This window comes from Campylobacter sp. RM9333 (assembly GCF_020137705.1).
GTDB lineage: Bacteria > Campylobacterota > Campylobacteria > Campylobacterales > Campylobacteraceae > Campylobacter_E.
The window spans coordinates 1-23,371 of record NZ_JACGAY010000014.1 but is presented as its reverse complement, the minus strand read 5'-3'; the positions used below and the strand labels follow the sequence as shown (position 1 = coordinate 23,371).

Annotated in this window: 24 protein-coding genes and 1 pseudogene; 8 read left to right on the top strand and 17 right to left on the bottom strand. The window is 28.1% G+C overall.

Annotation, left to right across the window (positions count from 1 at the left end):
- Positions 1-174 precede the first annotated feature (174 nt).
- From AVBRAN9333_RS06015 to AVBRAN9333_RS05955, 13 genes and pseudogenes are all read right to left on the bottom strand, one after another.
- Complete coding sequence (locus AVBRAN9333_RS06015) at positions 175-1,095, bottom strand: hypothetical protein (RefSeq protein WP_214118587.1); 921 nt, start codon at positions 1,093-1,095, stop codon at positions 175-177.
- A 380-nt stretch (positions 1,096-1,475) separates the two neighbouring features.
- Positions 1,476-1,667, bottom strand: coding sequence for a hypothetical protein (locus AVBRAN9333_RS06010; RefSeq protein WP_214118591.1), 192 nt, complete (start codon positions 1,665-1,667; stop codon positions 1,476-1,478).
- Positions 1,664-3,490 carry an RNA polymerase sigma factor RpoD gene (gene rpoD / locus AVBRAN9333_RS06005; protein WP_214118593.1) on the bottom strand — a complete coding sequence of 609 codons (1,827 nt, stop codon included), beginning with the start codon at positions 3,488-3,490 and terminating at the stop codon, positions 1,664-1,666. The genes AVBRAN9333_RS06010 and rpoD overlap by 4 nt, the downstream gene beginning before the upstream one ends.
- A 64-nt stretch (positions 3,491-3,554) precedes the next feature.
- Positions 3,555-4,181: a uracil-DNA glycosylase gene (locus tag AVBRAN9333_RS06000; RefSeq protein ID WP_336609603.1), complete on the bottom strand. Its 627-nt coding sequence runs from the start codon at positions 4,179-4,181 to the stop codon at positions 3,555-3,557.
- Complete coding sequence (locus AVBRAN9333_RS05995; protein WP_214118597.1) at positions 4,162-4,683, bottom strand: ribonuclease HII; 522 nt, start codon at positions 4,681-4,683, stop codon at positions 4,162-4,164. The genes AVBRAN9333_RS06000 and AVBRAN9333_RS05995 overlap by 20 nt, the downstream gene beginning before the upstream one ends.
- Positions 4,670-5,722 (bottom strand): hypothetical protein, encoded by a 1,053-nt coding sequence (locus tag AVBRAN9333_RS05990; protein ID WP_336609602.1) that lies wholly within the window; start codon positions 5,720-5,722, stop codon positions 4,670-4,672. Before AVBRAN9333_RS05990 ends, AVBRAN9333_RS05995 begins: the two co-directional genes overlap by 14 nt.
- Positions 5,719-7,278 (bottom strand): phosphoenolpyruvate carboxykinase (ATP), encoded by a 1,560-nt coding sequence (pckA, locus tag AVBRAN9333_RS05985; protein WP_336609601.1) that lies wholly within the window; start codon positions 7,276-7,278, stop codon positions 5,719-5,721. Before pckA ends, AVBRAN9333_RS05990 begins: the two co-directional genes overlap by 4 nt.
- A 32-nt stretch (positions 7,279-7,310) precedes the next feature.
- Positions 7,311-8,633 (bottom strand): annotated as a pseudogene (locus tag AVBRAN9333_RS05980) (sodium-dependent transporter); the annotation flags it as partial.
- Positions 8,634-9,029: 396 nt separating this feature from the next.
- Positions 9,030-9,782 carry a UDP-N-acetylmuramate dehydrogenase gene (locus AVBRAN9333_RS05975; RefSeq protein WP_336609600.1) on the bottom strand — a complete coding sequence of 251 codons (753 nt, stop codon included), beginning with the start codon at positions 9,780-9,782 and terminating at the stop codon, positions 9,030-9,032.
- Positions 9,772-10,041 (bottom strand): hypothetical protein, encoded by a 270-nt coding sequence (locus tag AVBRAN9333_RS05970; protein WP_214120447.1) that lies wholly within the window; start codon positions 10,039-10,041, stop codon positions 9,772-9,774. Before AVBRAN9333_RS05970 ends, AVBRAN9333_RS05975 begins: the two co-directional genes overlap by 11 nt.
- Positions 10,041-11,246, bottom strand: a complete 1,206-nt coding sequence (eno, locus tag AVBRAN9333_RS05965) for a phosphopyruvate hydratase (RefSeq protein WP_336609599.1) — start codon at positions 11,244-11,246, stop codon at positions 10,041-10,043. The genes AVBRAN9333_RS05970 and eno overlap by 1 nt, the downstream gene beginning before the upstream one ends.
- Entirely contained in the window at positions 11,224-12,279 is a 1,056-nt protein-coding gene (recA, locus tag AVBRAN9333_RS05960) for a recombinase RecA (RefSeq protein WP_214118609.1), read from the bottom strand. The genes eno and recA overlap by 23 nt, the downstream gene beginning before the upstream one ends.
- A 13-nt stretch (positions 12,280-12,292) precedes the next feature.
- The gene (locus tag AVBRAN9333_RS05955; protein WP_336609598.1) at positions 12,293-13,462 is read right to left on the bottom strand and encodes an MFS transporter; all 1,170 of its coding nucleotides are present in this window, start codon (positions 13,460-13,462) and stop codon (positions 12,293-12,295) included.
- Between the two features lie 63 nt (positions 13,463-13,525).
- Between AVBRAN9333_RS05955 and thyX the strand changes: the two genes are divergently transcribed.
- Genes thyX through AVBRAN9333_RS05940 form a run of 3 tightly spaced genes read left to right on the top strand, consistent with a single transcriptional unit; the run spans position 13,526 to position 15,517 of the window.
- Complete coding sequence (gene thyX, locus AVBRAN9333_RS05950; RefSeq protein WP_336607608.1) at positions 13,526-14,149, top strand: FAD-dependent thymidylate synthase; 624 nt, start codon at positions 13,526-13,528, stop codon at positions 14,147-14,149.
- Positions 14,136-15,002 carry a menaquinone biosynthesis family protein gene (locus AVBRAN9333_RS05945; protein ID WP_214118615.1) on the top strand — a complete coding sequence of 289 codons (867 nt, stop codon included), beginning with the start codon at positions 14,136-14,138 and terminating at the stop codon, positions 15,000-15,002. The genes thyX and AVBRAN9333_RS05945 overlap by 14 nt, the downstream gene beginning before the upstream one ends.
- Entirely contained in the window at positions 14,999-15,517 is a 519-nt protein-coding gene (locus AVBRAN9333_RS05940) for a cysteine hydrolase family protein (RefSeq protein ID WP_214118617.1), read from the top strand. The genes AVBRAN9333_RS05945 and AVBRAN9333_RS05940 overlap by 4 nt, the downstream gene beginning before the upstream one ends.
- 51 nt (positions 15,518-15,568) lie before the next feature.
- Here the strand turns inward: AVBRAN9333_RS05940 and AVBRAN9333_RS05935 are convergent, their stop codons facing one another.
- The 3 genes from AVBRAN9333_RS05935 to AVBRAN9333_RS05925 form a co-directional block, all read right to left on the bottom strand.
- Positions 15,569-16,615, bottom strand: coding sequence for a hypothetical protein (locus AVBRAN9333_RS05935; protein WP_214118619.1), 1,047 nt, complete (start codon positions 16,613-16,615; stop codon positions 15,569-15,571).
- Between the two features lie 97 nt (positions 16,616-16,712).
- Positions 16,713-17,864 (bottom strand): hypothetical protein, encoded by a 1,152-nt coding sequence (locus tag AVBRAN9333_RS05930; RefSeq protein ID WP_214118621.1) that lies wholly within the window; start codon positions 17,862-17,864, stop codon positions 16,713-16,715.
- Between the two features lie 7 nt (positions 17,865-17,871).
- Positions 17,872-18,963, bottom strand: a complete 1,092-nt coding sequence (locus AVBRAN9333_RS05925; protein WP_214150546.1) for an amidohydrolase — start codon at positions 18,961-18,963, stop codon at positions 17,872-17,874.
- Positions 18,964-19,063: 100 nt separating this feature from the next.
- On the opposite strand from AVBRAN9333_RS05925, the gene AVBRAN9333_RS05920 reads away from it, so the two are divergent.
- Together AVBRAN9333_RS05920 and AVBRAN9333_RS05915 are read left to right on the top strand one after the other, a co-directional pair.
- Positions 19,064-19,726, top strand: coding sequence for a hypothetical protein (locus AVBRAN9333_RS05920; RefSeq protein ID WP_239803031.1), 663 nt, complete (start codon positions 19,064-19,066; stop codon positions 19,724-19,726).
- Entirely contained in the window at positions 19,723-20,187 is a 465-nt protein-coding gene (locus tag AVBRAN9333_RS05915) for a YjiG family protein (protein ID WP_214118626.1), read from the top strand. Before AVBRAN9333_RS05920 ends, AVBRAN9333_RS05915 begins: the two co-directional genes overlap by 4 nt.
- Positions 20,188-20,218: 31 nt before the next feature.
- Here the strand turns inward: AVBRAN9333_RS05915 and AVBRAN9333_RS05910 are convergent, their stop codons facing one another.
- A complete protein-coding gene (locus tag AVBRAN9333_RS05910; RefSeq protein WP_336608962.1) occupies positions 20,219-20,521 on the bottom strand; it encodes a c-type cytochrome in 303 nt (100 codons plus the stop codon).
- 163 nt (positions 20,522-20,684) lie between these two features.
- Between AVBRAN9333_RS05910 and AVBRAN9333_RS05905 the strand changes: the two genes are divergently transcribed.
- The 3 genes from AVBRAN9333_RS05905 to AVBRAN9333_RS05895 form a co-directional block, all read left to right on the top strand.
- On the top strand, positions 20,685-21,359 hold the full coding sequence (locus tag AVBRAN9333_RS05905; protein WP_239803033.1) for a response regulator transcription factor: 675 nt from the start codon (positions 20,685-20,687) through the stop codon (positions 21,357-21,359).
- Positions 21,349-22,341 (top strand): sensor histidine kinase, encoded by a 993-nt coding sequence (locus AVBRAN9333_RS05900; RefSeq protein WP_336609597.1) that lies wholly within the window; start codon positions 21,349-21,351, stop codon positions 22,339-22,341. The genes AVBRAN9333_RS05905 and AVBRAN9333_RS05900 overlap by 11 nt, the downstream gene beginning before the upstream one ends.
- 63 nt (positions 22,342-22,404) lie before the next feature.
- Positions 22,405-23,371, top strand: a 967-nt coding sequence (locus AVBRAN9333_RS05895; RefSeq protein ID WP_336609596.1) for a cache domain-containing protein, incomplete at its 3' end; no start/stop codon positions are given.

The following is a 23,371-nucleotide window of genomic DNA, read 5'->3' as shown; positions in this document are numbered from 1 at the left end:
AAAAAGCTATCTTAAAATACCAAAACTTATGATACGAACTAGTATTTTTGTGAAATTAAATATATTAAAATTGATTTGAATTATTATAATTTGATTTTATTTAATACTATTACTATTTTATTTAATATCTTGATAAATTGTAACTTTTAGTAACATTAAATTAAAAAAAATATTTTAAACCTTAATGTTAATTAATTTTATATTATTTAATTCTTCTAAAAAGTCTTTAGTAAAATCTATAAAATCATCTAATTTATTATTTTTAACTAATTCATTTATTTTATCTTCACCTATTATATTTATTAGATTAATTTCTATATTTAAAGAATTTAAGATTTTTTTCTCATCTTCACTAAGCTTACTATAATCATCATTATTTATTTTTATAAGAGCATTGGCTAAATCGCTTTGTCTTTTAATGTCTTCTTGAGTTGCTTTAGTAATACTTTGTTGCAATTTATTTTTATCAATATTATTCATAATTATTTCTACTACATAATTAATCCCAGCTACTCCGTTTTTCTCCAGACCTGTTATTGCTAAATCATAATTTTTATCATCTTGAATATAATAATTCATCATATTACTAATACTTGTATAGTTTTGCAATTCTCCTAAAAGCTCCAGACAATCTATATCAGTTTTACTAATATTAGTAAAAACATTGCTATTTGGAAATTGAAGTTTTATATCTAACATTTCAGTTTTATTTAAAACACCATTTTTATTAATATCTGCATTTAAATAGTTTTGCTTAAAAGCAACATAATTAAACCAAGAACCAACATAAGAAGCAGCGTCTTTTTGCAAAATCAATTTATCATCAAAATATTTAAAATTATCTTCATTAAAAAATTCTTGTAATTTTTCACGATTTTTATTGCTTAAATCAAATCCTATTGTTTTTTGATTAAAAGAAAAATAAGTATTATAAAAATCATTTTTATTAGTTTTATACTCGGTATTATATATGCTTTTTACATCAGTAGCCTTTACTTGCTCTGCTTGATTAAAAACAACTTGGTTTAAAGCTCTAATATCTTTACACACAACATTCAAAATAGGCTTAGTAATATTAGTATTTGATAATCTCATTTAAACAACCTATATATATATTCAAATAAATTAATATTATTTATAAAATAATTTTTGCATTATAACTCAAGCTTTATAAAATTATTAATATTATTTTATGATTTATAATTATATTGTTTCGTTTAGTAATAAAAAATATTTAATATTAACCCCTAGCAATGTTAGAAATGTTTTAGAATATATCTTATAGCTATGTTAAATTGATTGTTAATATTAAAATCAGCACTGAAAATTCTTTCATAACCTAGATTTAATCTCAAATCGTTATTTAGCTTATAATCTTAACTAATATTAAAATAAAATTGATTGTTTTTTGCTTTATAAATTCTAACGCTATAAAAAGGCTTTTTAATAATAATTTTTAAAAAGCCTTTTGAAATTCAAATCTCTTTGCCTAATTTAAAGCCAAGTTCTTCTAAGCATTTGCTAAGATAATCTTTATCATCGCAATCAATGATAATTGTTTTTAAATCATCACTAAAAGTAATATTATTAAACTCATCTTCTAAATTATCTTTAATTTTTTTAACACAATGAGAGCAATTTACATTAAATATTTCATATTTTTTCACGAACTTGCTCCTTTTAATTGTTTTCCGTATTTAGGGAATTTAAGTTTTTTAATAGCTGTGCTTTCTATTTGTCTTACACGCTCACGAGTGATTTTTAACTCACTTCCTATCTCTTCAAGAGTTCTATCACTCTCATCATCAGTTAGTCCAAAACGAAGTTTAATAACGGTTTTTTCCCTTTCATTAAGTTGCTCTAAAACTCCATTTATTTGCTCTTTTAAATCTTCTTTTAAAATATGCTCAAGCGGACTAATGCTACTTCTATCTTCTACGCTATCGCCAAATCTTCCATCATCATCACTTCCAACAGGTGCGTCAAGACTTACAGGTTCTTTTGCTATTTTCATAACTTGCTTAACCTTATCTTCACTCATACCTATTTCTTTAGCAATTTCATCAATTGTAGGCTCTTTTCCACATTCTTGCACACGCTTTTTACTAAATTTATTAATCTTATTAATCGTATCAATCATATGGATTGGAATTCTAATTGTCCTTGCTTGATCAGCTACTGCACGGCTAATTGCTTGTCTAATCCACCAAGTAGCATAGGTTGAGAATTTATATCCACGCTTATATTCAAACTTATCAACCGCTTTCATAAGACCGATATTTCCTTCTTGAATAAGGTCAAGAAATGCTAAACCACGATTGGTATAGCGTTTAGCAATACTTACAACTAATCTTAAGTTTGACCTAGCCATCTTACCTTTTGCAGTATCGCTAATATTTTTACCACGCTTGATTTGCTCTAAAATCTCTTTTAATCTTTCTTTATCCATATCAAAGCAATTTTCACTAGCTTCTTTTGTCTGGAATAGCTTTTTAATCTCCATATAAGTGCTAACCATAGTATTTTCTAAAGCTAATTCTGTGATTTCTTCTTTACTTAAATTAGTAATATTATCTAAGATTTTTTTATGTCTTTCTTTTAATTCATCGCTAAACATAGGCAAACGATATTCTAAGCGTTTTAATTCTTTATCAAAATCTACATCACTTTTTAAAACCGTTTCCATAGATTTTACGATTTCATTAATTAGTTTAGAAGTTGGCCCTAAAGCTAATAATTTTTCTTTTAAAATATTCTTTTTGAAAGCAATATTTATATGATTTTGCAATTCATCTTTGCTAAGTTGCTCTTTGTGTGAGCTTTTTAACCATTCTTTTTTTGCCTTTTCTAAAGCTTTAAAGCTTTCAATGACTTTAATTGCTCTTTTATCTTCTTTTAAAGATTTTACAGGCTTTCTTTCTTCATCGCTATCATCTAATTCATCTTCTTCTAAATCTTCTTCATTTTCATCTTCATCATTATCAAAATTCTTAAACAATTCTTTCACACGACGCTCGCGATTAATTAAAGCATCTTTATAGTCTAATATGAAATCAATTAGATAAGGAACGCTACAAAAAGCGTCAATTATAATATCTTCGCCAAGTTCAATTCTTTTGCTTATTTCAACTTCTTCTTCTTTGCTAAGCAAATCAATCTGCCCCATCTCTCTTAAATACATTCTAACAGGGCTTTCACTTCTACTAATTTCGCTTAAATCATAATCTTTGCTTAAATCGCCTTCTAATTCATTTTCTCTTAATAATTCTCTTTGTTTTGCTCTTTCTTTTGCTTCTTTTAGATTTCTCATTTTAGCAATTTCTGCCGAGCTTAGAAGATTTACATTATATTCTTTTACTAAATTCTTAATAGTCTTTATATTTGCTGCTGTTGGAGCTTTTTTAAATAACTTAACTATCATCTCATAAGTTAAATAATCATCTGTATTGTCCTTAAACAAAACCTCTAATTCTTTATCTAAATCTGCCATTTTTGCTCCTTTTTGAAAAAACTTACATTATACAAAAGATTAATAAATTAAGCATTATTAAAAACTATTCTAGCCAATTAATTAGGCTTTTATTTTTTGATTTTAAGTATTCATTACACTTTAAAAAATGTTGATTGTTAAAAAATTTACCCCTTGCAAGTGGGCTTGGATGAGCCGAGCTTAATATTAAATGCCTTTTAGTATCAATATATTTTGCATAATTATTTGCAAAACTCCCCCACAACATAAAGACTAAATTATCATAATCATTATTAATCCTTTGTATAACATAAAGGAAAAAATCTTCCCATAAATGCTTGTGAGAATTAGGTTTGCTCTTTTGCACGCTCAAACTTGCATTTAATAATGCCACGCCTTGTCTTGCTAAATAGCTCAAATCACTTTGTAAAAATACAGCTTCATTTGGATAATCATTTAAGATTTCTTTAAAAATATTTCTTAAACTAGGTGGAATTTTAATACTAGATGAAAACGCTAAACCATCAGCACTTCCATCGTGATATGGGTCTTGTCCTATAATCACTACTTTTGGAATTTCACATAATTTAAAGGCTTTAAATAAATCCTTTTTTTGTGGATAAATTATATTATTTTCATATTCGTAATCTAAAGCATTTAAAAGCTCTTTACCCTTAGCAGTAGCTAAATAATCATCTACTATATTTAGCACAAAAGCTCCTTCTATGTAATAAACTTAAGCCGTGAATTTTAATAGCTTCTATGTGAGCTTTGGTTCCATAGCCTTTATGAGATTTAAAATCATATAAATTATCATCTAAATTAGCCATAAAATTATCCCTACTAACCTTAGCTAAAATACTTGCAGCCATAACGCAAGGCTCTATCTCATCAGCATTTATTAGAGTTTTTATACCCATTCCATAATCAGTATTACCATCAAATAATAATTCATCTTTTTCAAAATGCTCTATAATTTCTCCTAAAGCTTTTTGATAAGCCGCTCTAATTCCATTTAAATCTATATATTCATTATCAACAAAAACTACTAAATAATCAGAGTTTTGTTTAATTATCTCATACAAATTCTCACGCTTTTTTGCACTTAGTTTTTTACTATCATTTAATTCGTTTATATTTATTTTTAGCTTACAAGCTGCAAGCACTAATGGACCTGCAAACGCTCCACGCCCAGCTTCGTCAATCCCAATCATTTAATTCCTTTGAAATTAGCCAAGTATTTAAAGTAAGTCCTATAAATCTAATTTCATCATTAACGAAATTAAATTGCTCGTTTAATGATAAAACTAAGATATTTTTAAGCCCTAATTCTTTGGCTTTTTTGCTTAATTTTTTGCTTTTTAATTTTATAAAATCTTTATTAGTAAAAGCTTCGCATAGTATTCCTAAACTAGCCGAACTAATAATAAAATTTATATCATCATCATAAAAAATCTCATCATAAACCATCAAAAGTTCATTAGCTATTAAATTCTCATAAGTTTTAGAAAAATCCTTTTTAAAACTAAGTGAGTTTTTCATTGAAAAATCATAAAAATAAGGCTTTTTTAGATTTTTTTTAATATGCTTTACCCAATGCAATAAAAATCTATCTTCTAAAGAATAAACGCATTTAAAAAAATCATTTTTTGCTATTTTTTTATGTTTTAAAAACTCACTAAAAAGACTTAAAATACTTGTTTGAACGCCTATTTTTAAAGCTAATTCTTTAAGAGTGATTATTTCGTTTTCACTTAAATGCTGTTTTAAAATAGCTTGAGTATTTAAAGCAGCATTAAGTGGGTCTAAATCCACATTGGCAGGATTTTGCCCTAATAATAAATAATTTGATAAATGCTCGCTAGGGCTATAATTTTTCTTTGAAAATGAAATAAATTCTTCATAATCTAAAAAATTAAGCCTTATTTTAATAAAGTCTTTATAAGAATAATTTTTATTAGAGCTTAATATATAACAACGCTCTAAATTTCCTAATTCAAATTCTAAAAAAGGCTCATTTATTATTAAATTTTTGATTTTATTTTTTTCTATGAAGCTTTTAAAATCAGTATTTATAAATCTTAAATCACTCATATTAATATAAGTAAATTCATCTAAATTATAAAATGCTAAAGATTTTTTACCACTAGAAATTGCCCCATAAATTAGGGCAAATCGTGGTAAGGTATCTAGTTTTCTTGGTTTTAAACCATCTTTGTTTATTTTAAATTGTAAAAAACTATCTAGGCTCATAGCTTAGGACTAGCGTCTAAAAACTCATTAGCCTTATCGCCGTATCTTTTGAAATTCTCTATAAACATTTTTGCTAATTTATCTCTTGTAGCTATGAAATCAGCTTCATTTTCCCAAGTTTTAATAGGATTTAATAATTTTTCATCAACCCCATCTAAGCTCTTTGGCACTGCTAAATTAAATACATCATAATTGTAATATTCACAATTTTGAATAGAGCCATCTAAAATAGCGTTAATGCAAGACCTAGTTGCTTTTATACTCATTCTTTTACCAACGCCATAACTTCCACCGCTCCAACCGGTATTTACTAAATATACATTTACATTGTGTTTTTTAATCTTTTCGCCCAATAATTTCGCATAAACACTAGGACTAAGTGGCATAAATGGTTCGCCAAAACAAGCAGAAAATGTAGCAACAGGCTCTTTTATGCCACGCTCAGTTCCTGCAACTTTTGCAGTATATCCACTTAAAAAATAATACATTGCTTGAGTGTTGTTTAGTTTTGATACAGGAGGTAAAACACCAAAAGCATCAGCACATAAGAAAATTATATTAGATGGATGACCTGCTTTTAAGCTTGGTTCGTGATTTTCAATATGCTCTATTGGATAGCTTACACGAGTGTTTTCTGTCTTACTAGCATCACAAAAATCAACTTCTTTAGTGCAAGTTATAACTACATTTTCAAGTAAAGCATTTCTCTTAATCGCTGCGTAAATTTCAGGCTCACTATTTGGGTCAAGATTAATACATTTTGCATAACAACCACCTTCGTAGTTAAACACACCATTATCATCCCAACCATGCTCATCATCACCTATTAAAGCACGATTTGCGTCTGTGCTAAGAGTAGTTTTACCTGTGCCACTAAGACCAAAAAATAAACAAACATCTCCATCTTTACCAACATTCGCACTACAATGCATACTCATCTTACCTTGTAAAGGCAGCCAGTAATTCATCATAGAAAACACACCTTTTTTCATCTCGCCACCATACCAAGTGCCAAGAATTAATCCTATGTTATTTTCTATATCAAATCCTACGAATACATCGCTATTTAAATCTTGATATTTATACATTTCATTTTTTAATTTGCACGCATTTATGATTACAAAATCAGGTTTGAAGTCTTTAAGCTCTTCATCACTTGGGCGAATAAACATATTTTTAACAAAATGCGCTTGCCACGCAATTTCTGTTATAAATCTTATTTTTTTTCTACTATCAAGACTAGCTCCACAAAATACATCCATAACATAAAGCTTTTTGCCATTTAAATATTCTTTTGCTCTTCTTAAATTATCATCAAAAATATCTTTAGTGCAAGCTCTATTTACATTGCCCCACGCTATATTTTCACTTGATGGATGAGAATTTACAAAATACTTATCCTTAGGGCTTCTACCCGTAAAAATACCTGTATCAACTGCAAATGTGTCATTTTGACAAACTTCACCTTCACGGCACTCTAACTCGTGAGCTCTTAACTCATCATAACTTAAATTGTAAAAAATCTTCTCCGGCTTTATGCCTAAATCTTCTAACATTTTTAACTCCTGTAAATAAAAATTGCCTAATTCTACTTTAAAAAACTTCCTAAGGGGTAAAAATTATTAATTAATATCAAAATTATTATAATTGGTGTTACAAATCTTAAAAAAATAAAATAAAACTTAGTTAAATTTTTGCCAAATATAGGTAAAAAGATTTTAAAGAATGAATATCTTTTCATTAAAAATCCAGCATAAATACTAGAAAACAACACTCCTAAAGGAAGCATTATATTACTTGTGAAAAAATCTAAAGCATTAAAAGTATTAAAGCTAAGCTTATTAGCCATTCCAAGAAGAGCTAAAATACCTATTATATAAACAAAAATTCCAATAATAATCAAAGCTTTTTTTCTACTCATTTTATTTTCAAGATAAAAAGTAAATGGTTCAATCATAGAAACAGCACTCGTAATTCCTGCAAAAAATAAAGCTATAAAAAAGCTAAATGATAAAATCTCACCTAAAAAACCAAATTTTGAAAATAAAGTAGCAAGGCTAACAAATACAAGTCCTGCTCCACTCTCATTAGGATTTGCTCCGAATTTAAATACAAAAGTAAAAACAATAAGTCCCATCATAAGACCTATTAAAAGATTTATAAACACTACAAATAAACTTGATTTTAAAATATTAGTTTTTTCATCTAAACTAGCAGCATAAGTGCTAATACAACCTATCCCAAGACATAAAGTAAAAAGACTAAGTCCTAAAGCATCAAGCAAAGAATTAAGCCCTAATTTAGAAAAGTCAGGCTTAAATAAAAACTCACACGCATCTAAAAATCCATCTTGAGTAAAGCTAAAACCTAGCATTAATAAAAGTATTACAAATAATGCAGGCATTAAAATCACATTTAATTTCTCAATCCCATTAATTATCCCACGACTAACTATATAAATAGTCATAAAAAAGCAAATGCTAAAGCAAATTATGCTAATAAATAAATTCTCGCTTATTGCATTATTAAAAAGTGCTCCTGCTTCATCTAAGGTATTAGGTAAAGAAAAACTTAAAAATATATAGTGAAATACTAAAGATAAAACCACTAAATAAAACGATAATACAAGTATTCCAGTAAGCATAAAAACCCCACCCATTTTGCATAATTTTGGCTTAAATCTAGCAAGGGTAAAATAACTTGTAGCTAAATCGCTTTTAGTAATTTTTCCTAATGCAATTTCTGCTAAAAATAAAGATAAACCTAAGGTTAAACATAAGAATAAATAAAGTAAAACAAAGGCAGAACCACCATTAGTCCCAACCATTGTAGGAAATTTCCACGCATTTCCAAGTCCAACAGCACCACCCGCAAGGGCTAAAACAAAACCTACTTTAGAAAAAGTGCTCCTAGCTGAGCCAAAGTAAACTCCTCATAATAATCTCCTTTTTTAAAAAATAAGCCAAAATAATAACCTAAAAGATAGCAAAATGCAAGGAAATTAAAAATTATTTGTATATTTTTAATAAAAATATTAATTTTAATGATATTTTAAGATTAATTGCCCAAATCAATATGATAAAAGCTTTAAATAATTTCAAAACTAAGCAAAATAGAATAAGCCGTAAATGTCAATAAACCTACTAAAATCAATACAAATATGATAATTTTGAAAATATTCAAAACAAATTCCTTAGAATATAGATAATTTATTAAATTTTTAAATTGATAATGATTATAATACCCCCCCCCCCATTAACAAAAGTAAATAAATTAAAAATTTTTTGAAATATTTTTATATTGGAATTTAATTTAAAATAAGAACTTCAGGTTCTAAAAGTATATTAAATTGCTTCAAAACCTCATCTTGTGCTAGATTTATCAAATACAATGCGTCTTCAAAACTAGCTTTATTAAAATTTATTAAGAAATTTGCGTGCATTTCGCTAATCTTTGCACCGCCTTTTACCTTGCCTTTAAGCCCTGCTTTATCAATCAATGCTCCTGCACTAAAGCCTTGTGGGTTTTTAAAAATACTACCAAAACTAGCACCTTTTGGCTGATTTTCTCGCATTTTGCTAAATTGCTCTACTAATTCAAGGCTAAAACCTTTGTTTAATCTAAGCCTAATAGCATAAATTGTGCCTTTTATATCACTATTTCTATAAGTAAAATTTGGATTAATCCATTCATTATCAACATTTACTTCTAAAATATAATTTTTTATTTCAAATTCTTTCATTCCTGCATTCATTTTAGTAATGCCGCCCATTTGTCCTGGTAGGTGTGATAAGAATTCTAAACCTGTTAGATTGTTTTTCTTACAATAATTAAATAATTTATATGAGCTAGTTCTAGCCCCTATTTCTAAATAATCATTATATTCTTTAATATATTCGTATTTTTTGCCTAAAATTGCAAGATTTTTAGGCTGATTGATTAGCAAATTACTAGCATTTCCAATGACTAAATAATCGTGTTTAATCATCTCATCAATTACTTTTACTTCACAATTTGCGCCGATTTTTACGCTTGAGTATTTTGAAAAATCAATTATCATAATCGCCTTGAATGCTTAGCAATTCAAAATAATCTTTTTGCAATTGTGCATTGGTTTTATTAAGCTCGTATATTTGATTTTTTAGCTTTTCTATCCTTGTATCTAGCATCATAGTTGTCTCTATTGATGATTTAGAAAACAATATCGCAAAAAGCCCAAAAAATAAAATAAATACATAAAGGGCAATTTCTAAAATGCCCTTTGTAAAAATCTTTAAATTAGACTTTTTATAATTATGATTGTCTAATAATTCTTGCATTAAAATCCTGCTTCAATTTCAAGCAATCTATTATATTTAGCTGTTCTTTCTCCCCTTGCAGGAGCACCTGTTTTAATATACTTGCAAACTAATGAAAAATCAGCTATGAAATTATCTTCACTCTCCCCACTTCTATGGCTCATTATAGTATTATAGCCATTTGCGTGAGCTAGTTTAATAGCGTCTATTGTTTGAGAGATTGAGCCGATTTGATTAGGCTTGATTAAAATCGCATTTGCCATACCTTCATCAATGCCTTTTTGTAATAATTTAACATTAGTTACAAATAAATCATCTCCTACTAATTGTGTTCTTGAGCCGATTTTTTTAGTTAAATTAACCCAGCCTTCATAATCTTGCTCTGCAAGTGCATCTTCTATGCTTAAAATAGGATATTTTAATAATTTTTCATACTCATTAATCATCTCATCGCTGCTTAGCTTTTTGCCCTCATAATCATATTTTCCATCACTATAAAGCTCACTTGCTGCAACATCTAATGCTAGATTGATTTTGCCACTAAAACCTGCTTTATTAATAGCTTCTAGTAATAATTCAATAGCTTCTTCATTGCTTCTTAAATTAGGTGCAAATCCGCCTTCATCTCCTAATGCTGTGCTTAAGCCTTTTTGCTTTAAAATATCTTTTAAAGTATGATAAGTAATTGCACTTGAGAATAATTTTTCTTTAAAAGTATCAAAACCTGTTGGAAGTAACATAAACTCTTGAATATCTATATTATTATCAGCATGAGCTCCACCATTTAATACATTTAGCATAGGTGTAGGAAGTGCGTTAAACTCTCCACATAAATATCTATATAATGGTAAATTACTAGCATTTGCTCCTGCTTTTGCAACTGCCATTGAAATTCCTAAAACTGCATTAGCACCTAAGCTAGAATAATTACTCGTGCCATCAACTGCTAATAAATGCTCATCAATTTCTCTTTGATTAAATACGCATTTGCCTATAAGTCCAGCTGCAACATGCTTAGCATTATTTACTGCTTTACTTACGCTTTTACCGAAGAAATAGCTCCCACCATCTCTTAATTCTAAAGCTTCATTAATCCCTGTGCTAGCACCACTTGGAACTATTGCTTCACCACTTATACCATTTTCTAAAACTACCTTAACCTTAACGCTAGGATTACCCCTACTATCTAGCACTTCAAGTGCATCAATCTTCGCTATTTTCACCAACTTCTCCTTCTAATGTAATATCATCGCCTATACTAGCTTTAATTTTTTCTGCAATTTCGTTTGCTATTTCTTTGTTTTCTTTTAAGAAAATTTTAGCATTTTCTCTACCTTGACCTAGTTTATTACCACCATAGCTAAGCCAAGCACCACTTTTATCTACAATATCAAGCTTAATACCATAATCAATTAATTCGCCTTCGTAGCTAATGCCTTCTCCATACATAATATCAAATTCTGCTGTTTTAAATGGAGGTGCAACTTTATTTTTAACTATTTTTGCTTTTGTTCTATTTCCAATAGGCTCTTCGCCTTGTTTTAATGTAGCGGTTTTTCTAATATCAATTCTTACACTTGCATAGAACTTAAGTGCATTTCCACCCGTTGTTGTCTCTGGGCTTCCATAACCTGTTTGACCTATTTTCATACGAATTTGATTTATGAAAATTACCATTGAGTTCATCTTGCTAACTACTGAAGTAAGTTTTCTTAAAGCTTGGCTCATAAGTCTTGCTTGAAGACCTACATGAGTATCTCCCATCTCTCCATCAATTTCAGCCTTAGGAGTAAGTGCAGCAACACTATCTACTACTATAAGCTCTACCGCTCCACTACTTGCTAAGCGTTCTACAATCTCTAATGCTTCTTCTCCGCAACTTGGTTGAGATACTAAAACATCATCAATATTTACGCCTAAATTCTTAGCATACACAGGGTCAAGTGCATGTTCAGCGTCAATAAAAGCACAAGTATAACCCATCTTTTGAGCTTGAGCTACGATTTGAAGTGTTAGCGTTGTCTTACCACTACTTTCTGGCCCATAAATCTCTACTATTCTTCCTTTAGGAACTCCACCAATTCCAAGTGCAATATCTAGCCCAAGTGAGCCTGTAGAAATTGGCTCAGCCTTTACAATAGGCTTATCTCCAAATCTAACAATAGCACCTTCTCCACAAGCTTTATTAATGCCTTTTAATGCAGCTTCAAGGGCTTTTGCCTTATCTTCAATTACTGCTGTTTCTTTTGCTTTTGCCATACCTTTCCTTTTTTTAATTTCTTAATTTGATTTTTAACCTAAGATTATAAATAAATAAGAATATTGCAATAAACATAGCTATTAAAAATGCGTCTCTTGGATGATGAAGATTGAAAATATGTTCTAATAATTCATCTATTAATGGACTAGAAAATTGTCCGCTAAATGTCGCAATACTAGCTAATGCCATATTTGTAGCTAGGTTTTGTTTTTTACTTCTAGTGCTAATTTGTGAAAACAAAAATGGTAAGCTAAAGCCAACTGCAAGACCATTTAAAATAGCTGCAATTATTCCTATAATTAACATTAAATTAATTCCTGCGATTTCTATATGTTCGCTAAATCTTATAGCAAAAAGTAAAAAGGCTAAAATATAAATAAATGCTCCTAAGATTTTGATTTTTGTTCTAATTTTTTTGACAACTTTATGTAAATTCATAGAAGCAATTGCACCAAACAAGCCATTAAATCCCATAATTACACCAATAAAACTTGCGCTAATAATTTGCTCTTTTTGATAAATTATTGAAAAATTATTCGTAAAATTAAAAAACAAAACTTGGACTAAAAATAAATTAATATAAATTCCACTAAGATTTTTTATATTTCTTAAATCTATTTTCTTTTTCTTCTCCGCTATTTTTATACTAGGTAAAAAAATCATATTTAAAACAAATAAAACCAAAGCAAAAAGATATATTAAAAAGCTATATTGCCAAGAAATTGACGCTAAAAAGCCAGAAAAACTAACGGTAATAACTGCTCCTAATTGATTACACATTGCACTAAGTCCCATTAGTTTTCCTTGCTCTTCTTTTTTAAATAAAAAGCCAAGTAAAGAAACGCTTAATGGCATTAAAAAGCCAGTGCCTAAGCCTAAAATCGCTCTAAACACCAAAACCTGAATTATGTCATCTAAGAAAAACGGAGCAACCCCGCCAACTATAAACAATATAAAACCTATAAAAGCAAGTTGCTTAACGCTTAAATAATTTGCTAATTTTGCAAAAATTAAGCTTGAAAAGATAATAAAAAGTGAAGGTAAAGTAATAATTAATTTAATAAGTAATTCACTATCATTTGAAAAATGCTTAGCAATAAGTCCTAAAGCAGGTGCAACGGCAGCTCCACCTGTAACGGTTGCTAAGGAAATACTTAAAATTGAGATTTTTAGCATATTCATTGAAGTTTCCTTAAGATTTATATAAAAAAACTATAATGAAAAAAATCAAATTAAAGGCAAATAATGAGAATTACACTACTTAATTACACCCCACTAAATATCTGTTCTCACGCTATGAGAACTTGTTGGCAAAGCTTTGATAAAGGCGATAATGGAGGAGAAAAAGACTGCGAACTAATAAATCGTATCGGAAATATTTATAAGCATTCTAGCACGCTTGAACATTTAAATTATAATTTTTATATTCAAGGCATTTCAAGAGCTTGTTTGCAAGAATTAGCAAGACACCGCCACGCAAGTTTATCGGTAAAAAGCACTAGATATACTCTAAAAGAACTAAGAAATGAAAGTGAGTTTAAGGAATTTGATTTTGCTAATGCACAAAAATATATTGTGCTAACTGGAAATCGCTTGGTTGATAATGCTAGTATTTGTGCTTTAGAAAAACTAAGAATTATTTTAAATACCGAAGGAATGACACAAGATATTGCCAAATATGCCTTGCCAGAATGCTATAAAACCGAGCTTACTTGGAGTATAAATGCAAGAGCTTTACAAAATTTCTTAACTCTTAGAACTAGTAAAGCCGCACTTAAAGAGATTAGAGAACTTGCATTTAATATCTATGAAGCTTTACCTAAAGATCATAAATTCATTTTCAAAGGTTGCTTAAATGAAGCAAATTAGCCTAGCTCATAGCCCTGATGCTGATGATATTTTTATGTATGCAGCAATTCGCTATGGTTGGATAAGTTCGGAGTTTAATTATACTAGCGTTGCTGATGATATAGAAACACTAAATAAAGCAAGTTTAAATAATATTTATGATGTTTGTGCAATTTCTTTTGCTGTGTATCCTAAAATTCAAAGCGAATATGCCTTGCTAAGATGTGCTACTAGTTTTGGCAATGGCTATGGTCCAAAACTAATCACTCTAAAAGATAAGGTTTTAAAACCTAATTTTAAAGTGGCTTTAAGTGGGGAAAATACCACAAATGCTTTAATTTTTAAACTAGCATATCCTAATGCAAGAATTACTTATATGAACTTTTTAGATATAGAAAAAGCTGTTTTAGATGGTAGTGTAGATGCTGGGGTGTTAATACATGAGAGTATTCTTAATTTTAGTGATAAATTAAGAGTTGAGCGTGAGATTTGGGATATTTGGGCGGAGTTTTGCAAGGCTGAATGTGGCGAAGTGCTTACCTTACCACTTGGTGGAATGGCAATACGCCGCTCTTTAATGCTAAGCGATGCGATTAAAATTGAAAATGAGCTAACTCGTGCAGTAAAAGTCGCTACTCAAAATAAAGCTTTATTAAGTCGTATATTGCTTGGCAAAAACGAAGTGAGAGTAAATGAAGATGAGCTTAATAAATATCTAAGTCTTTATGCAAACGATGATAGTATTAGCTTAAAAGATGAGCAAATAAAATCACTTGAAGTATTGTTTAAATTAGGTGAGCGAGTTGGCTTTAGTCCTTGTGATGTAAGGCTTAATCTAATTCCAAGCGAATACGAAAGCTTAAGAAATTCATGAAAAATCTTTTAATAATAGTAGATTTTCAAAATGATTTTGTAACAGGCTCTTTAGGGTTTTTAAAGGCACAGAATTTAGAAAATATCATCTTAGAAAAATATGAAAAATATCTTAAAAATAATGATGAGATAATCTTTACTATTGATACACATAATGATGATTATTTAGACACTATAGAAGGGCAAAATCTACCTATTAAACATTGTATTAAAGGCACAAATGGGATAGAAATTTATGGAAAATTAAATGAGTTTTCTAAAAACCATTTATGCTTTTATAAAAATACTTTTGGCTCAATTGAACTTGGAAATTATCTAAGCAATAAAAATTATAAAAATATTGAAATAGTTGGACTTGTAAGCAATATTTGCGTCTTATCAAATGCAGTGATTGCAAAATCTGCACTTCCTAATGCAAATATTTTTATAGATAAAAACGCAACCGCTAGTTATGATGAAGACTTGCACCAAAAGGCTTTAGATATTTTAAAAAGTCTTCATATAAATATTATTTAAAAAATACCTAATTCAAATTCTAAAATTGAATTTGAATTAAATCATATTAATTTATGCTAATTTATCTAGCGTTTTATTCTTTAGCAAATCTTTTACTATATCAGCACTATCGTGAGTAAAATCACCTAAAAACTCATCGCTTTTTGCCATTTTCTCATCTATATAAGTCTTATCAACATTTAAAAAATTAGCGTAATGCTCGTTAGCTTTATCACTAGCTTTGTTAAATTGCTCTAAAAGTTGAGGATTTTGCAATGAATTTGGGTCAATGTTTAAGATTTCAAGTTTATCTAAATCAGCCTTACTAAGTGCTTTTACCCCGTTTGTATTAATTGTATTTTTAATCCTTGTTAGGCTTGATAGTGCGTTTGCGATTTCTTGCTTTTTCTTTGCTTCTTCATCATCAACATTAGTGCTTTTTATTTCATTTGATGCTAGATTTACATTTTGAGTGCTTGTATTTTGTGTGTTTAGGTTTTGTGGGTTTTTATTAGCTGCAAATTCTTCGCTCTCACCTAAAGTTATCGTATCATCAAAATCACTATTTGATAATATTGTTTGATTTAATGCTTCATCAATATTTTTAGGCACAGAATCTAAAATCGTAGTATTATCAGCTAAAAAACGCTCAATTTTTTGATAGCTTTGATAATTTTGCGGATTTGTTCCATCTAAACTAAACTTAGCTACTACATTAAGCTCTAATAATTCATCTTTATTTAAAAAATCATTATTGTTTTTATTAGCAGCTACATATCCCCTAGCATAAGCAATGTCACTAAACCAACCACTTATATATTTTTCTGCATTACCATTTAAAATAATACTGCCATCTTCACGCTTATAAAAGTCTTTGCTATCAAAATGGCTTTTTAATTTATCTAAACTCTCATCACTAATACTTGCAGAACTTATGCCATTTTTACTTTCAAAATAGATTTTATTGCCACTATTATTGCCTGTTTTTATATCATCAATTTTATTATTTTTGATATTTTCATCAATTTGTTTTAATTCGTTTTCGCTCTTTACTCCACCAAAACTCTCGCCCATTTTATGATAAGTATTATTATAAATATTAGATAAATTAACTTGCATTAAATCTCCTTTTTAAATAATTAATTTTCGTTTAATTTTATTTAATGATACTTAAAAATTTTTGAAAATTATTACAATAATTACTTATATATTTATATTAAATTTCATTCTTTAAACAAAATGAAAATTCTTTAGCAAAAAAGTTTATATTGATATTTCCTTTTTCACAAGGAGTGATTATTTTGCAATTTTGATAACAAGGCAAAATCCCATAAAATTCTAATACTTTAAAATTATCATTACGAACACTAATTTCATTAATGCCTTGTGATTTTAGCTCTTTTGCTAATTCTTTATTTAAATGATAATTTTTAGCAAAATGCTCGTTTTCATCAACAAATCTATATAAAAATGGATTAAATATCACAAATAAAAAGCTAATTACTAAAGAAATCAACACAAAAAATAATATCACATTATGTTTTGCTCTAAATTGTGGTAAATGCACTTTAAAAGAAGTTAAAAAATTAGCAATTATTAAAGGTATAGCAGGTAGTAAAAATGGTAAAAACTCGGCAATTTCTGGCTTTTGTCTAAATGATAATAATAAGCATATTATAAAAGCACTCGCACTTATACAATATAGCAAGTCCTTTTTACCCTTAAAACTAATATAATAAATCGTATAGAAAAAATACAAAAATAAAGGCGGAGAAAACACAGCCGACATAATAGCAAGTGAGTCTAAAAAATACCCCCTAGGTCTGCCTGAAAAATCATATCCATACATTATAAAAGTAGCAAACATTAGTAAAATTGATAAAATTAATAACTTTGATAATCTATTAAAATAAGCATAAAAAATACAAGCAATATATAATGAAATCATAGCTTTATCAATATAAATACAAGCAATCAATACTCCATAAAATATATAAAATTGCCTTTTTATAGCAAGATATACAAGAAGTAATGAAGTAAATATAATAATTCCTGCAGGATTAATTAGTAATGCTGAAGCAAGGCTTCCTGGAGTAAGATTAAAGATAATATTAGATATATAGGCGTTATTTTTAAGGTATTTAATTGATATTTTATATAGCAAAATATTGCTTAAAATATGCAAGATTATATAAGCAAATCTTATATTTTCATTGCCAAAAACACTTAAGGCAAAATTAGCAAAAAGCCCATTAAAACTATTTGAGCTAAGCTCGTTTAATTCATAAGGGCTAATACTTAAAAAGCTGTTTTGCCACAATAAAACGCATAAATCAATTAATAAAATAACGCCTAATTTATAATTCATCTAATTCCTATTTTAAATTCTCAAGCTCAAGCATTAAATTAAGCCACAATTTAACACCATTTTCTAAGGCATTTTTATTTAAACTCATTTCAGGATGATGAAGTCCAGGAGCACAATCAACTCCTAAGCCCATAAATGCTGATGGAATGCCTAGTTTAATAGGATAGAAGAAAAAGTCTTCCCCACCAGGTGTAAATTGCTCTTTGATTAAATTCTCTTCTCCTAAAGTATTGCTTATAACTTTTTCGCAAATCTTAGCTAAATCTTTGTTAATTACAGCTGCGGGAATATTGATTAAGTATTCAAAACTCACCTTAGCATCATAAGCATTTGCTATATTTGTTATGATTTTTTCAAGTTTTTCTTTCATCTCTTGCATACTATCATTATATTGAGCTCTTAAATCAAATACCAAAATAGCTTCACTAGGAATTGAATTAGTAACCCCACTATCACATATAAATCTAGTTGCTTTTATACTACTTGGTTTATTTGGGTCTATATAAATTTTTCTAGCAGCATCAATAATGCTAACACCTACATCAATTGCGTTAATTCCTAAATGTGGTCTTGCTCCGTGAGCTGCTTTGCCTTTAATATTAATTTTTATAGCTGAACTTGCTGCATAATACATTGAAGCTATTGCTTTAGGACTTGGGCATTCTTGAATTGGGCGAATATGCATTCCAAAAATAGAGCTTAAACCTTCACAAGCTCCTAATTCTATCATCTTTAAAGCCCCACTGCCTAATTCTTCAGCAGGTTGGAATATAAATCTTATTTTGTTATTTTTAATGATATTTTGCTCTTTTGCCCTTAAAGCTGCACTAAGTAGCATAGACATATGTGCATCATGCCCACAAGTATGCCTTGCACAAGCTTTATCATCAATTATATGACCTAAAGCATCAATATCAGCCCTAAGTCCAATTATCTTGCTACCACTTCCTAACTCCGTATAAAAACCTGTATCTCCTATATTGGTTATACTAAAACCTGCATTTTTAAGAGTAGTTTTTAAATACTCACTCGTTTTAAATTCTTTAAATCCAAGCTCTGGAATTTCGTGTAAATACTCATAATGTTTGATAACTTCCATATTAACTCCTTTAAAAAATATAAATACTAATAACTATTTCTTATTGTTTTCTTAAAAAATATTGTAGAATAAAAACTTTATTTTATTTAAAAGGAGTAGTATGCAAAAAGCTACAGAATTTGAAGTAGGAAAAGTAAAACCTAGTGCTTATCTTGCTTTAATATTTTTAATCTTATTTTTTTCAGGACTTTTAGCAGGACATGATATGCTAAAGGCTTTTGATTTTTCTACTTTAACAGGTGGTTTTGGTAAAATCCCAAAAATCCTAGATGAAGCTAATATAAAAGCTACGACTTTCATAGGAGATGGTGGAAGTGGTGCTAGAGCTGGATTTTTATTTGCATTTAGCTTAATTCCTGCTGTAATGCTTGCACTTGGAGTAATTGAAGTAATGGAGCATTATGGAGCTATTAAGGCTGCTCAAAAATTATTAAATCCTATTTTAAAACCTATTTTAGGAGTTCCTGGATTATGTGGGCTTATATTAATTACTGATTTACAAAGCACAGATGCAGGTGCTGCTATGAGTAAAGAAGCAAGAGATAAAAATTATATAAACGATAAAGATTTAGTAGTAATTTGCGCTTGGCAATATAGTGGGGCTGGTATGATTAATAACTTTTTTGCAATAGGTTCAGCATTATTAGGACATTTAGTATGCTTACCAATAATTCCACTTGTATTAATGCTAATTATGAAATTCGTAGGAGCTATTTTTGTAAGAATAGTTTTAAATACATTTTATAAAAAGGATTTTGAATGAATAATGAGAGCAAAAACCCATTAGATATTTTTATAGTAGGTGCTAAAAAAGGTTTTAATATCGCTTTATATAATCTAATTCCTAATGTTTTAATGGCTTATGTAATAGCTGAAATGTTAAAAATCTTAGGAGTTATGAAATTCTTAGGAGATTATTGTGGCGTTATTATGAATATTTTTGGCTTACCAGGAGAAGCAATTACTATACTTTTATCAGCGTGGCTTAGCACTTCGGCTGGAGTTGGAATTGCTGTTAATTTATATGCAAATGGGGTTATTGATAATATTGGCGTTAGCATAGTTTTACCTGCTATATTTTTAATGGGAGCTCAACTTCAGTATTTAGGAAGATTATTAGCTGTTGCAGGAGTTGCTAAAAAATACTGGATACTGCTAATAATAACAAGTATTTTAAATGCTTTTATTTGTATGTTTATGATGAAAATTGTTGTTAGTTTGTAAAAGAGTTCAGGATTGCTCCTGAACTTAAGAATTATTTTAAAGTTACGATATAAGCAGCTAATGCTTTCATATCATCATCGCTAAGATTTTTAACTTGTAATTCCATAGTTTTCTTAGCTTTTCCACCAAATGTTCCAGCTTTATAACCTTGTAAAGCTTCTAAAATTGTTTTTTCATCTAAAGTATTGATGATAATTTCTGCACCTGGAGCTTTTTTCTCAGCTGCTTTACCATGACAGGCAATACATTTTTTAAATAATGTAGCTCCATCATTAGCCATTGCTGCAGTGCTTAATAAAGATAATGCTGCTAAACTTAATAATACTTTTTTCATTTTGTCTCCTTTTTTTAAAAATGAGTGAAATTGTATTTATTTTTGATAAACAAACCAAAATTAATTTAGTATTTAGAATTTATTTAAATTAATAATTATTTTCATATTATTTTTCTTACTTATTTTTTGTAATATTTTCAATATTTTTTAATTAGGATAACTTATGCAAGATTTACCTTTGGTGTATGTTTTAGAAGATGATTTAAGCATTAATAACTTAATAAAATATGCTTTAGAAAGCAGTGGTTTTAAAGTCATTAGTTTAATTAATGCAAAAGAGCTTTTTAGCGAATTAAACAATCAAATTCCACATATTTTAGTGCTTGATATTATGCTACCTTGCGAAGATGGTTTTAGTATCCTAAAAAAAATAAAATCTAATGAAAAAACAAAAGCTATTGAAGTAATTTTACTAAGTGCGTTAAATCAAGAAAACGATAAAGTAAAAGGTCTTGATTTAGGAGCAAGTGATTATATTACTAAGCCTTTTTCTATTTTAGAATTCCTAGCAAGAATTAGAAATATTTTAAGAAGAATTGATTGTAATAATGAAATCATTTTTAAAGATTTAAAAATTAACCTAAAAACTAGAATAGTAAGCATTAATGAAGAAGAAATAAACCTTACTTTAAAAGAATTTGAATTACTTACAAAACTCATTAAAAACCAAAACATTTGCCTTAAAAAAGAAGATTTATTAAAAGAAATTTGGGGAGCAAATATTTCAAGTAGGACTTTAGATATACACATAAATACTTTAAGAAATAAATTAAAAGATTATGCAAAATACATAATAACAATTCGTGGAGTAGGATATAAAATAGCTTATGAGAACTAGGATATTTTTTGCTATATTTTTTGTTTCATTTTTTGTTTTGATACTATTACAAGCAGCGATTTTTAGCGTTTTTGATAATATTTATTTTATAAATCTTGATTTTAAAATAGAAATTTTTAAAACAATATTTTTAGTATTTTTACTAATAACATTACTTAGCTTAACTCTTGCATATTTTATAAGCAAAAGCATAGTAAAACCATTATACGAACTTGACATAAACGAGCTTGATAAATCATTTCAATACAATGAATTAAAGACTTTTTTATCTCAAGTAAAAGAACATAATAAACAATTTAAAAAGATAAGAGCTGAGTTTAGTGCAAATGTTACTCACGAGTTAAAAACTCCACTTACTTCAATAATGTTAAGCTCTGAAATGCTTAAAAATAATCTAGTAAAAAAAGAAGATGAAAAGCAATTCATAGATACAATTTACAATCAATCAAGTGCTTTACTTGAGATGATTGATGAGATTATTAAATTATCATTTTTAGATGAAGTTAATAATTTTGAGATGACAAATGTAAATATAAGCAATGTTTTAAGTCAAATTATTAAAGAATTAGATTTTAAAATCCGTGAAAAAAATATAAAAATACTTATGAATATAGATGAGTTTATATTTTTTTCCAATGAAAAACTAATAAAAACTATGCTTTATAATATAATTGATAATGCGATTAAATACAATATAGATAATGGCAAAATATTTATTAGTTTAAACATTAATAAAAAACATATAATTTTATCTATAAAAGACACTGGTATAGGCATTAGCAAGGATATTCAAAATAGAATATATGAGAGATTTTTTAGACAAGACATAAGCAGAAACAAGCAAATAAAAGGCACAGGTTTAGGACTTTCAATAGTAAAAAAGATAGCTAGAATACATAAAATTAAAATAATGTTAAATTCCGAGCTAAATAAAGGGAGTGAATTTTTACTACTATTTAAAAATACAAAACACAAAGATTAAGTTTTAATTAATTCTTAATATCTATAATCTTTCATTTAAGCAATTACTTTTAAAGGAAAATCTATGAAATTAACTAACAAAATACCACTATTAGTAAGCATTCCATTAGTTATTTGTTTTATTCTATTAGGGTTGCTAAATTATAACAGTTCTAAAAATGACGCTGTAAATTATTCTAATTTAGGTAAACAAAAAACACTTGAAGCTACAATGCTCTATGTAGATTCATATTTCTCTGGTAAGATGAATTTTTTAACAAAATTTGCTAAAGCTATTGAAGAAGTTAATATTGATACAGATGAAGATATGATTTTAAGAAGACTAAATTTATTATATTCTCCATCAGGACTTAATGCTTTATATTTTGCTAAGGTTAAAGATGGCAAAACATTCTATAAGGGTAATGAAGAAGCAGCACATATAATTAAGGATTTTGATGCTAGGGAACGTAATTGGTTTAAAGAAGCTTTAGTTGATAAAGTTGTAAATTTAAGTGACGATATTTATTATGATGATAGATTAAAGACAGTTATAGCGACAATTTATGCTCCGGTTATGCAAAATGGAAAAATTATTGGAGTAATTGGCGGAGACTTAACTCTAAAACCATTAAAAGATAGTGTATTAAAACTAAAATACTCAGCTACAAATGCGATATTTGCATTTGATACACACAATCAATTTACTTTACATATAAATCCAAAGTATGAATTAAAACAAAATCCTGTTATAGACACAATTAAACAAGAATTGTCTAAAGCACAAGATTATAACGGGTTTAAAACTATTGAATACAATTTTGAAAACCATGATAAAAATGCAGTTTGTACAACTTATGATAAATTAAATTGGACAATTTGTAGCACTAATGAAAACAAAGATTTTGATGAAAATTTAAATAATTTATTAAAACAAAACCTAACAATGTTTATCATCTCATTGCTAATAATTTCAGCTATTTTATATTTATTAATCAAGCAATCTTTACGCCCACTTGAAATCATTCAAAAAGGCTTAAGAGAAGTATTTT